General features: G+C 41.7%; 10 protein-coding genes. All 10 read left to right on the top strand.

Annotated elements, in window-relative coordinates; all coding sequences use genetic code 11:
• Positions 1 to 129 precede the first annotated feature (129 nt).
• The 10 genes from dinB (at position 130) to NF418_RS04540 (ending at position 11,422) form a co-directional block, all read left to right on the top strand.
• The gene (gene dinB, locus NF418_RS04585; RefSeq protein WP_256778619.1) at positions 130 to 1,224 is read left to right on the top strand and encodes a DNA polymerase IV; all 1,095 of its coding nucleotides are present in this window, start codon (positions 130 to 132) and stop codon (positions 1,222 to 1,224) included.
• Positions 1,208 to 1,627 (top strand): Rrf2 family transcriptional regulator, encoded by a 420-nt coding sequence (locus NF418_RS04580; protein ID WP_256778618.1) that lies wholly within the window; start codon positions 1,208 to 1,210, stop codon positions 1,625 to 1,627. Before dinB ends, NF418_RS04580 begins: the two co-directional genes overlap by 17 nt.
• Before the next feature lie 125 nt (positions 1,628 to 1,752).
• Positions 1,753 to 2,382 carry an NAD(P)-dependent oxidoreductase gene (locus NF418_RS04575; RefSeq protein WP_256778617.1) on the top strand — a complete coding sequence of 210 codons (630 nt, stop codon included), beginning with the start codon at positions 1,753 to 1,755 and terminating at the stop codon, positions 2,380 to 2,382.
• A 95-nt stretch (positions 2,383 to 2,477) separates the two neighbouring features.
• Entirely contained in the window at positions 2,478 to 3,398 is a 921-nt protein-coding gene (locus tag NF418_RS04570; RefSeq protein ID WP_256778616.1) for a 1-phosphofructokinase family hexose kinase, read from the top strand.
• 216 nt (positions 3,399 to 3,614) lie between these two features.
• Positions 3,615 to 4,703, top strand: a complete 1,089-nt coding sequence (locus NF418_RS04565; protein ID WP_256778615.1) for a galactose ABC transporter substrate-binding protein — start codon at positions 3,615 to 3,617, stop codon at positions 4,701 to 4,703.
• Positions 4,704 to 4,858: 155 nt separating this feature from the next.
• Positions 4,859 to 6,391: a sugar ABC transporter ATP-binding protein gene (locus NF418_RS04560; protein WP_105109911.1), complete on the top strand. Its 1,533-nt coding sequence runs from the start codon at positions 4,859 to 4,861 to the stop codon at positions 6,389 to 6,391.
• Positions 6,378 to 7,391, top strand: coding sequence for an ABC transporter permease subunit (locus NF418_RS04555; RefSeq protein ID WP_105145663.1), 1,014 nt, complete (start codon positions 6,378 to 6,380; stop codon positions 7,389 to 7,391). The genes NF418_RS04560 and NF418_RS04555 overlap by 14 nt, the downstream gene beginning before the upstream one ends.
• A 429-nt stretch (positions 7,392 to 7,820) precedes the next feature.
• Entirely contained in the window at positions 7,821 to 8,657 is an 837-nt protein-coding gene (srtB, locus tag NF418_RS04550) for a class B sortase, LPKTxAVK-specific (RefSeq protein WP_373325945.1), read from the top strand.
• A 130-nt stretch (positions 8,658 to 8,787) separates the two neighbouring features.
• Positions 8,788 to 10,209, top strand: coding sequence for a class A beta-lactamase-related serine hydrolase (locus tag NF418_RS04545; protein WP_256778613.1), 1,422 nt, complete (start codon positions 8,788 to 8,790; stop codon positions 10,207 to 10,209).
• A gap of 223 nt (positions 10,210 to 10,432) precedes the next feature.
• Positions 10,433 to 11,422, top strand: a complete 990-nt coding sequence (locus NF418_RS04540) for an LPXTG cell wall anchor domain-containing protein (protein WP_256778612.1) — start codon at positions 10,433 to 10,435, stop codon at positions 11,420 to 11,422.
• Positions 11,423 to 11,688 lie beyond the last annotated feature (266 nt).

The following is an 11,688-nucleotide window of genomic DNA, read 5'->3' as shown; positions in this document are numbered from 1 at the left end:
TACATCTGCGTCGCCTAGTCTGATTTTGATTTTCATTGAGTACTACTTGCCCGTCAATGTTCGCTTTATGAAAAAATTTGTTAGATAGGCTATAATATGTCTAGTAGTAAGGAGCAGAAAGGAGTATCTATGTTAATTTTTCCTCTAATCAATGATTTATCTCGAAAAATTATTCATGTTGACATGGATGCGTTTTTTGCTGCTATAGAGGTCAGGGACAATCCTGCTTTGAAAGGCAAGCCAGTTGTTATCGGGGCAGATCCGCGACTGTCTGGCGGTCGAGGAGTTGTGTCTACCTGTAGCTACGAGGCGCGTGCCTTTGGCATTCATTCGGCCATGTCCTCCAAGGAGGCCTATGAACGCTGTCCGCAAGCCGTCTTCATCTCTGGAAATTATGAAAAATACCAGGAAGTGGGGCGACAGGTTAGGGAGATTTTTCACCGCTATACGAACCTAGTAGAGCCCATGTCCATTGATGAGGCCTATCTAGATGTGACAGAAAACAAGCTGGGTTTAAGTTCGGCAGTTAAAATTGCCAAACTCATCCAATACGACATTTGGAATGAACTGCATTTGACTGCTTCTGCTGGTGTTTCTTATAATAAATTTCTAGCCAAGATCGCCTCGGATATGGAAAAACCGCATGGCCTGACCCTAATTTTGCCTGAGGATGCGATTGAAGTATTGGCTTCTCTGCCTGTTGAAAAATTCCATGGTGTCGGCAAGAAAACGGTCGAGCGCCTACATGATATGGGAGTTTACACAGGCAAGGATTTGCTAGACGTGCCAGAAATGGTCTTGATCGATCGCTTTGGGCGCTTTGGTTATGATTTGTATCGGAAGGCTAGAGGCATTTCAAATAGTCCCGTGAAAACCAATCGGGTGCGCAAGTCTATCGGTAAGGAAAGGACCTACCGCAAGCTCCTCTATCGTGATGAAGATGTCTTGAAGGAGCTAGTCAGCCTCTGTCAACGGGTGGCTGCCAGCTTGGAGCGCAATGAGAAACAAGGGCGAACCATTGTTCTGAAAATCCGCTATGGAGATTTTTCGACCCTGACCAAGCGACATAGTTTGGGAGAGGCGACCAATCAAGCTCAAGTTATAGAGAAAGAAATTCGTCAGCTTTTTGAAGAAGTTGGACAGGCTGAGAAAGGTGTTCGCTTGTTAGGAGTGACAGTTACCAATTTTATGGAAGGAGAAAGTAAAATTGCAAATTTCGAGTAGATTTACCATTGCTAGTCATATCTTGGTCTTGCTAGCCTTGGAGGGAGAAAAGGAAAAACAGACCAGTACTAGCATTGCAGGCAGTGTAGGTGTCAATCCAGTCATCATCCGCAATATTCTGTCTCAGTTGAAAGAGGCTGGTTTGGTTCAGGTGGCGCGTGGTGTAGGTGGCGCACGTTTGGCCCAAGATCCAGACAAAATTACCCTCCTTCATATTTATCAGGCTGTAGAGTTATTTGGAGAAAAGGGGAAACTTTTTGGTTTTCATGAACAACCCAATCCAGCCTGTCAGGTCGGCCGCAATATTCATCCCCTGCTAGATAGCCGTTTGGAAAATGCCCAGTCGGCTCTGGAAAGAGAGTTGGAACAAACGACCATTGCTGATTTATTGGCAGAATTATAGGTATACAATCATCCTCGTGATGATTTTTTTAAACTTTTAAGTTGTAATCTTTGACATTACAACGAATATAGTATAGACTAAGTATTGTAAACAAAGACATTACAACAGCAAGTGAGGTAAACAATATGAAAATCGCCATTATTGCAGCAAACGGTCAAGCAGGTCAAGTCATTGCCAAAGAAGCGGTAGAACGTGGTCATCAGGTGACAGCCATTGTCCGCTCTGAAAACAAGAGCGCAGCCCAAGAAGTGATCCAAAAAGATGCTTTTGCACTTAGCAAGGAAGACTTGGCGGGCTTTGATGTGGTTGTCAACGCCTTTGGTGCTTGGACACCAGAAACGCTACCAGATCACAGCCGTCTAGCAAGCCATTTGACAGACTTGCTTGCAGGCACCTCTACTCGCCTCTTGATTGTCGGTGGTGCAGGCAGCCTTTATCTTGATGATAGCCAGACAAGCATGCTCAAGGATGCTCCAGACTTCCCAGCGGACTACCTACCAGTCGCAGAGGCTATGGGCGCAGGTCTTGACATCTACCGTCAGGCGACAGCGGTCAACTGGACCTATATCAGCCCAGCCGCTGATTTTGATGCAGAAGGTCAAAAAGCAGGTGCTTATACCCTTGCTGGCGAGGTTTTCCAGGTCAATGCCCAAGGTGAAAGCTATATTAGTTATGTAGACTATGCTGTGGCCTTAGTAGATATTGCCGAAAAAGGTGGCTACCAGCAAGAACGTATTTCGGTTTTTGCCTCATAAAAATGTAGGAAAGATAGTTCCCATCGTGGAATTATCTTTTTTATTTTCAGTTTATATAGTATAATAATATGTACAAAAGAAAAAAGGAGTTCCCTATGATTCACTTGATTTGTCCCAATCCAGCCCTAGACCGTACGCTTCTTGTGGAGAAGATTGAAAAGAACATTCCCCTACGTCCGACGGAAGTCAGAGATTATCCAGGTGGCAAGAGTTTCAACGTAGCCTATGCCCTTCGAGAAAATGGAGTGACAGACTACACAATCCATACCATTTTAGGTGGACAGATCGGTCGCTACATTCAAGACCTCAATGTCCAAAAGGGAAATCAACTGCAGGTCGTTGAAAATGACCAGAACACAAGAACCTGCAATATTTACGTAGAAACCAGCACAGGCGATGTCGTTCTCTTCTATGAAAAAGGATTTGAACTGACAGAGAATCTGCTCAATCAATTCACCCAACAGATTGAAAAGAACCTACAGGCTGGCGATATCCTAGTCTTTTCAGGCAGTCTCATGAAGGGCATGCCGGATGATTATATTCAGCGATTTATTGAAAAATACCCAGAGGTCTTGACCATTGTGGATACCAGTGGACCAGCCTTACAAGCTGCTTATCAAGCTCGCCCAGCCCTGATCAAAATCAATAATGAAGAGCTCAAGGACATCTATCCAGAGCTGGATGAGGAAAGTCCGGAGGATATTTTGCGGATACTAAAAGAAGTCACACCGCATGAGAATATCATCATTACCATGGGTGGAAAGGGAAGTTTGGCTAAGATTGGCCAGCGTTTCTTCCGTATCCAGTCGCCTAAAAAAGAAACACGCAATCCTATTGCGGCAGGAGATTTTTACCTGGGCTTGCTAGTTAAAGGTATCAGCCAAGGGCAAGCCCCAGAAATCTTTTTGAAAGAGGCAGCAGCCTTTGCGACTGCCAACTGTCTCAACTATTTCCCAGAGGTTCAGTCTAAGCAGTTCCAGGAGATACTAGATCAGGTCTTGCTGACAGAATTATAGGAATAAGGGATTGATATCTAAGCGAATAGGTTTCATTTATGTTTTTTTCGGCCTGTTTTTCCTCGGATGTCCTATTTTCAGAAAAATTAAATAGACTAACTTTTCAAAAATACATTGACAAGAGTATATTTAAATGTTAATATAACAATATAAAAAGAAAACGTTTACATCATGGTTACTCTATTGATTACTGCTCAAAATAGAAAGGAAAAAGGAATGAAAAGAGTACTGAAGTTTTTAGCAATTGCTTTTGTAGGTTTGTTTCTGGTAGCTTGTGGAAAAGCGACGGAAAATTCTAGCAGCGGTTCTGACTCAGGATCAGGAAAAACTTACGAAGTCGGTGTTGCTATTTACAAATTTGATGACAACTTCATGACCCTCTATCGTGAAGAGTTAGATGCCTATTTCAAACAATTAAGTGAGAAAACAGGCAACAAGTATGTTTTGGATATCCAAGACGGTAAGCAAGACCAAGCTACCCAAACAGAGCAAATCAATACCTTTATTGCACAAGGTAAAGATGTTATCCTTGCAAACCTAGTTGACCCAACAGCTGCAGGTTCCATCATCAACTCAGCTAAATCAGCAGATATCCCAGTTGTTTTCATCAACCGTGAACCAGAAGTTGCTGAATTGGAAATCTGGCCTGGTAAAACAACTTACGTTGGTGCAGATGCTACCCAATCAGGTACCTTCCAAGGTGAAATCATCGCTGCAACTGAAAGCAAGGGTGATATCAATGGCGACGGTAAAGTACAATACATTACCCTCTTTGGTGACCCAGCAAACGTTGATGCTCAACAACGCACAACATACTCAGTAAAAGCTCTTGACGCCGCAGGTATCAAACGTGAAGCCTTGGCTGAGCCTTACCTTGCAAACTGGGATACAGCTAAAGGTCAAGAAGTAACCGCGGCTGCTTTGGAACAATTTGGTGACAAACTCGAAGTTGTTTTTGCAAACAACGACGGTATGGCAGTTGGTGCGGTAACAGCAATCAAGGCTGCAGGTCGTACAGTTGGTAAAGACATTTTGGTTGTTGGTGTAGACGCTATTCCAGATGCTATGGAACTTCTTGCCAAAGGTGAATTGACTGGTACAGTATTGAATGACCACTTCAACCAATCTCATACAGCAGCAAACGTTGCAGTTGAGTTGATGGAAGGTAAAGAAGTTTCTCCTTACTACTGGGTTGACTATGTAAAAGTTACAAAAGAATCTGACTCAGAATTGAAAGAAGCAGAAGCTAAAAAAGAAACAATCGAAGAAATCAAAAAACGTTACGCAGAACGTGAAAAAGAGTAGTCATTCTATGTAGTCAAATGAAGCCCTCTTCAGCTGACGAATGAGTAATCCATTTTGAAAAACGATGAGTGCGTTCTCACTATCTATGATTCCCTTGAAAAATGGTGATTGTACGTATAGTGAGAACTTATTTTTTTGGAAAGAGAGCTGGGAGAATGAGTGAATATATTTTAGAAATGAAACATATTACCAAGACATTTCCAGGTGTTAAGGCTTTGGACGATGTAACCTTTAAACTGCGTCCAGGAACCGTTCATGCTCTGATGGGAGAGAATGGAGCTGGGAAATCCACCCTCATGAAGTGTTTGTTTGGAATTTACCATCGGGACCAAGGGACTATTATCTTTGATGGCAAGGAAGTAGACTTCAAAGATTCCAAGGAGGCAATTGATGCAGGTGTTTCCATGATCCATCAGGAGCTTCAACCTATTCGCATGATGACCATTGCTGAAAATGTCTTTCTGGGGAATTATCCCCTTGGGAAGTTTAATCTGGTGGATCACGCCAAGATGAATCAGGATACTAAGGTTCTCTTGGAAGAGGTGGGTCTTTATGTAGATCCGCGCACCTTGCTGGATGCCTTGACTGTGTCGCAGATGCAATCAGTAGAGATTGCCAAGGCCATTTCCCACAATGCTAAGGTGGTGATCATGGATGAACCAACCTCCTCACTGACCAGCTCAGAAGTGGAAAAATTATTTGAAATCATTGCTCAATTAAAGGCAAAAAATATTGGTATCATCTATATCTCCCATAAGATGGACGAGATTCTTCGGATTTCAGATGACATCACCGTCATGCGTGATGGTCAGTATGTTGGTACCTGGCCAGCAGCGGAGATGACAACTGCAAAAATCATTCAAGCCATGGTGGGCCGGGAATTGACCAGTCTCTTCCCAGAGAAAACCAACAAGGTTGAAGAGGAAATTGTTCTTCGTTTGGAAGGCATGACATCGCCCAACCATCTTTCCTTTAAACAGGCTAGCTTTGAATTGAAAAAAGGCGAGGTTCTTGGAATCGGTGGCTTGGTTGGTGCCCAACGGACAGAATTGATGGAGGCTCTTTATGGTATTCGTGCCTTAAAACAAGGGAAGATTTTCATCAAGGGCAAGGAAGTTAAAATCAAAAATCCTGCGGCAGCCATTGCCAATAAGATTGCCCTCGTGACAGAAGATCGGCGCTATAATGGTATCTTTGGGGTTCTGTCTGTGTCAGATAATGCCTCGGTGGCCTCTTTAAATCAATATCTAGGTGCCTTTGGCCTCTTAGATGATCAGAAAATCAAAAAAGTGGTGGACCACAATGTGGAACGTCTGCGCGTGAAAACACCGACCACCAAAACTCATATCGAAAGTCTTTCAGGAGGAAACCAGCAGAAGGTGATTCTTGCCCGCTGGTTGGCTAATGATCCAGACATTCTCATCTTGGATGAACCAACTCGAGGGATTGACGTTGGGGCCAAGTATGAGATTTATCAAATCATTAACAATCTAGCTGCGGAAGGCAAATCCATTATCATGATTACATCTGAAATGTCTGAATTGTTGGGCGTTTCAGATCGAATTATGGTCATGTGTGAAGGACGGATTTCTGGTTTCTTGGATAAGGAAGAAGCGACTCAGGAATCTGTCATGAAGCTAGCTACCAAATTTATGACTGGCAATCAAGGAGGAGATGACAATGCCTAAACTAGCGACAAGAGCTGATCAAAACTTTCATCTAGGAGAGTTCCTAACCAAGAACTCCATGTATATCGTAGTTGCAGCTATGATTTTATATACTGGACTGACCCAGGATAATTTCTTTACCCTTGGGAATGCGGCCAACATTATGGCCAACACCTCTGTCCGCTTTATCATTGCTCTGGGGGTATCAGGTTGCTTGATTATTCGTGGTACTGACCTATCAGCTGGTCGGATTGTGGGCTTGACAGCCATTATCACAGCAACCTTGGTGCAACGTCCTGACTTTGCCCAAAAATTCTTCCCAGACCTACCTGACATGCCGATTTTCGTACCACTTTTGGCAGCCCTAGCTGTCGGTGCCCTACTCGGCTTGCTCAATGGTGCTATCATTTCTTTCCTCAGCGTGCCACCATTCTTGGCGACCTTGGGAACCCAGATTATGACCTATGGTTTTGTCTTGATTTATTCCCAATCCAAACCAATCGGTACCTTTAAGGATGAATTTGTAGCTATTGGTCAAGGTAAGTTGTTTGGTTTCATTCCTTATATCACTATCATAGCAGCCCTAGTTGGTCTGGCCATGTGGGTTCTTTACAACAAAACCCGCTATGGTAAGTACATGTATGCAATCGGTGGTAATGAAAATGCCGCAGAAGTTTCTGGTGTCAATGTTCGCTTGTCTAAAATCAAGATTTTCCTACTCGCAGGCTTGCTTTATGGTCTAGCAGGTTTCCTACTTTCTGCTAAGACAGGTTCAGCTGGTGCTGGTGCTGGTATGGGTTATGAGTTGGATGCCATTGCTTCGGCTACAATCGGTGGTGTATCAACTGCCGGTGGTCAGGGTACTGTTCCAGGTATTCTCCTAGGGGTCTTTGTCTTTGAATTGCTCAAAGTCTGCTTGACCTACTTGGGTGTAACTCCAGATATGACCAACGTTATCCAAGGTATCGTTATCGTCGTAGCTGTGGCACTGGATATCCGTAAGACATTGGTTAAGAAATAAGGATAAAGGATACAATAGAGAGATAGTGCGTAAGTTTGCCTATAGCTTGTATTTAATATGTATCAAGAAATGTATGTGGCTAGAAAATGGCTACATGCATTTTCTTCATTCCTACGGTTTGAAAATTGGATTTTTCTACTTGGTGTCTGTTAACCAGTTGTGGTAAGATAGAGGTAATTATGGTTGAAAGAATTAGCTTTCAAACACGGAACTGAGGTGCAGGTTTTACTAAAGTACGGCAAAGCGAAAGTGACAATGCACCAAAGTAATTCAAATGACGATATATTCTTCGAAAATCAAAATTATCCATTGTCAGGAGCCTAGATGAACTCCGGTTCTTTCTTTAGATTCATTTCCGAGTCTATTTTTGATTTTCATTGCGTATTAGTCATTCTTCTACATTTTCGAATCAGGGTTGGTTTACGATTTATGAAACAAATGAAAAATAAAAAAGGTATCTTGATTTTTCTAAGTCTGCTTATAGCACTTGGTCTTACGACGACGGCTTTTTTCCTACAAAATAATGAGGAAAAATCAAGTCTAGCTATCCAGACTACATCCTCCACCCAGGAGCTTGCATCTTCAAGTGAAAAAGTTTATCAGCTGTCTGATGAAGAAAAGCAGGGCTTGAAAGATCAATTTGATAGTTTAAAGGCTATCAATCCTGACACGATCGGCTATATTTATGCTCCGGGTACAAAGTTGGATGAGCCGGTTGTACAGACGACGGATAATGCTACCTACCTTTACAAGCTATTTGATGGTTCTGGTGAAGATCCCTATATGGGGACGGTTTTTATGGATATGGACAACAAGAGTGATTTTTCTGACCAGTTGACCTGGTTGTTTGGTCATGCTAGAGGATCCCTGGTTCCAGACAATCGCATGTTTAATGATGTCAATTTCTATGATGACCAGCAGTATTTTGATCAGCATCCTTTTGTCGTTGTTCGTACACCAGAAAAAATTCATTATTATCAGGTTGCCTTTATGATTATTGTTCCAGAAACGACCTCTTTCTATCGAACAAGTTTTGATAGTTCTCAGCAGTTCGTAGAACAATTAATAGCAGTACGTGAAGGAGCTGTGACTAAAGACGACTCGATTGTGATTAGTGAAACCGATCGTTACTTGGTTCTATCAACTTGTCGGGAAGAGGATGTTACCATCCGTGCCAATCTATATCTCCGTGAAATACCGGAGTCAGAACTAGTGGATTTCCTTGCGGTCAATAAGGAAAAATTGAACTATGTTCCAACTCGTTAGTTATCAAAGTATAGTGCAAATCATCTGATTAGGAAATAATCAGGTGATTTTTCTAGGTTCATCCTAATTTTTACTTTTAAGGATAAAATGATTGTTAAATACTGGATTTTTCTGGTATAATGACAGTATTATGAAAAATGCAAAAAGTAGATTTGGAAAAAGAAATAATTGTCGGATTGAGAAAAATAGGAAACCACGTCGGGTTCCTGCTCAACATGATCGTGCCAGCATTCATCAGCGCTATCCACGACCAAATGGATCAATTGAAATCATCCAGTTTAACAGTGAGCCTGAGTTGGAGAATCTAGCACAATCAACTGCAACATCGGATTTGGAAAATACTTCAACTATTGATAACGTATCCTTGCTAGATAGTTTATCATCTACAGAAGTTTTCCAGGAAGAAAGTATACAAGAAACAGATCAGGAAGAGGCTCAAACCTTCTTTGGGAAGTGGAAGATACCTTTGTTTATCTTAGGACTTATCAGTTTAGTTGGTATTGGTATAGCATGGATTTTGGGAATGGGAGGCCTAAAATCATTTACGGAAAAAACAGATTCATCCACAGCTTTCCAAACTGAACAGTCTTCTAGTGAGGAGGTTAAACCAGTAGCAAAATCACAGGAAGCCAAACAATTGGTCATGCAGGAAGATTTGGCCTATATGGACAGCCTCTACCTCTACTATGACTACCCTAATTTGAGTTTGGAAGACACAGTGAAGGCCTACTTGACTGAACAAGGTTTGGATCCTTCACAAGTTGCCTTTACCTACAAAAACTTGAAGACCAATGAAGTCTTCTCTATGAATGATAGCCAGTTGATGACAGCCGGTTCTACCTATAAACTACCTTTGAATATGTTGGTGGTAGATGCAATCGAAAAGGGAGAAGTATCGGCAACGGAATCTTATGATATCACTGCAACAACATACGAAAATCAAGCCGAGCGCGATGCCTACGTGGCTAACTATAATGGTCAGATGACTATTGCAGATATGCAGTATGGTTCAATCGTAGTTTCTGAAAATACTCCTGCCTACGCCTTGGCTGAAAGAATAGGTGGTATGGATCAGGCCTATGCTCAGTTTGAACGTTACGGTGTTTCGAAAAATAAAGAAGTTCCTACCATTTCTTTGGATGGAAATAAAACTACCACAAGTTATTACACTCATGTTTTAGACTATCTGTACAAGCATCAAGATAAATATGTCGATTTATTAGGCTATTTAGATCAAGCCTTTACAGGGCAATGGCTAGAAGAATATGTTCACGGTGTGACTATCTATCAGAAACCGGGCTTTGTTCGGGAGGCTTTAAATATTGATGCGATCGTCATGGAAGAGACACCATACAGTATTGCTCTTTATACTTCTCATTTCGGAGGTGCATCTGAAGATGACGTAGAAATTGATGCGATGGGTTACAACCAACTTGTTGCCCTGACTTATGTTATCAACGAGTGGCATCGAGTAAATATGAATCCTGCTAAAGATGTAACTACAGCAGGGACAGCAACTGAAACAACAACAGAACAAAATGATGGAAACTAGGCTTGTCCTAGTTTTTTTCTTTTAAAATTCCCAACTTTACTTCATTAAAATATTTGTAAAAAAATGCCATAAAATCCTTGACAAAAATATCGGGGGGGGGTATAATATTTTTGACCCTGTTTACATAAGTACATTGGGCCAATGTTGTGCCTGGATAATCATATAAGATTATTGAGGTATTTCATCTATATAGAGATTATATAAAAAAGGGAAGGTGACATATATGTCAACAAAGAAAACGTATCTTTTGAGAAAAACTTCAATCGGTTTGGTATCATTGGCTGCTCTTGCAGTAGTAGGAACTACTGTATCGGCTAATGAAATTGGTGTTGCAACAGCACATGGTACAGGTGCTTATGCTGATCCAATTCCAACATTCAACATCAATACAGGTGAATTGACAGCTAAAGGTAGCAGTGTTTTGAACTCTGACTACAAACCAGCCTTGGATCCAAGTACGGTGGACATCACTAAACATGGCGAGGGTGTGACTGCGGAACTTCCAGAAGTAGCACTTGGTTTTGACAATGGTGAGCCATATGTTTATGCACACGGTACAGGTGTGGCTGCATCAGTAGAATTGCCAGCCTTAGACCCAAGTACAGTAGATATCACTAAACATGGTGAGGGCGTAACAGCACCTGCTTTGAATGAAGTAGCAGTTGCCTTGGATGAAAATGGTTTGTACTTTACAAACACACCAGTAGAAGCTCCAAAAGCAGAAGCACTTCCAGAAGTGCAAGTTGGTGGCAAAGATGGTGAATACTATCTATATGCTAAAGGTGAAAGTACAACTGCAGCAGAACTACCAACAATTGATCCAGCAACACTTGGGGCTCCTACAGAGACAGCTAAGGGTGAAAGTGTGACTGCACCTGCTCTTCCAGCAGCAGAATTACCTGCTTTGGAAACAGCTAAAGGTGAGGGCGTAACAGCAGAAGAATTGCCAGCAGTAGAAGTTTCTAAAGATGAAAACGGTGAGTACCTATCATCAAAAGGTACAGGTGTAACAGCACCAGAACTTCCTGCGATTGATCCAGCAACACTTAAAGAAACACCTGCAGCAGCTCCTAAAGCAGCAGCTTCTAAAGCGACTACAGAAACATCATCTGCAAAACTTCCAGAAACTGGTGAGGCTTCATCTGCAGTATACTTTGTTACTGCCTTGGGTCTTCTTGGTGCAGCAGTAGTTGCGAAGAAAAAAGAAATCTAAGAAATCAACTATCTCATCTCGGAAGAGGTTGGACATATGTCCAGTCTTTTTTCTTTCTTCTATTTTTGTTTTTACTATATAGTAGTTTGAATGGAGTAACCTACTGTCTCGGTTTCATTAGTTCCTTGTCTGAAAGTTAATGTATTCGACTATATTTCTAACTAACAATCATTTAATATTAACATATTGAATAAAATAAAAAGTTGGGTTATAATATAGCTGACGCAAACTATAAAAACGCTTACACTCATGTTTTTAAGCCATTG

The organism is Streptococcus suis (assembly GCF_024509555.1).
GTDB lineage: Bacteria > Bacillota > Bacilli > Lactobacillales > Streptococcaceae > Streptococcus > Streptococcus suis_AD.
The sequence above is the reverse complement of the archived record's forward strand: the minus strand, read 5'-3'. Positions and strand labels throughout refer to the sequence as shown.

Bases quoted from the DNA above. Each gene is read 5' to 3' on its own strand.
- dinB (WP_256778619.1), top strand. From the start codon at position 130: ATGTTAATTTTTCCTCTAATCAATGATTTATCTCGAAAAATTATTCAT.
- NF418_RS04575 (WP_256778617.1), top strand. From the start codon at position 1,753: ATGAAAATCGCCATTATTGCAGCAAACGGTCAAGCAGGTCAAGTCATT.
- NF418_RS04570 (WP_256778616.1), top strand. From the start codon at position 2,478: ATGATTCACTTGATTTGTCCCAATCCAGCCCTAGACCGTACGCTTCTT.
- NF418_RS04565 (WP_256778615.1), top strand. From the start codon at position 3,615: ATGAAAAGAGTACTGAAGTTTTTAGCAATTGCTTTTGTAGGTTTGTTT.
- NF418_RS04560 (WP_105109911.1), top strand. From the start codon at position 4,859: ATGAGTGAATATATTTTAGAAATGAAACATATTACCAAGACATTTCCA.
- NF418_RS04555 (WP_105145663.1), top strand. From the start codon at position 6,378: ATGACAATGCCTAAACTAGCGACAAGAGCTGATCAAAACTTTCATCTA.
- srtB (WP_373325945.1), top strand. From the start codon at position 7,821: ATGAAACAAATGAAAAATAAAAAAGGTATCTTGATTTTTCTAAGTCTG.
- NF418_RS04545 (WP_256778613.1), top strand. From the start codon at position 8,788: ATGAAAAATGCAAAAAGTAGATTTGGAAAAAGAAATAATTGTCGGATT.
- NF418_RS04540 (WP_256778612.1), top strand. From the start codon at position 10,433: ATGTCAACAAAGAAAACGTATCTTTTGAGAAAAACTTCAATCGGTTTG.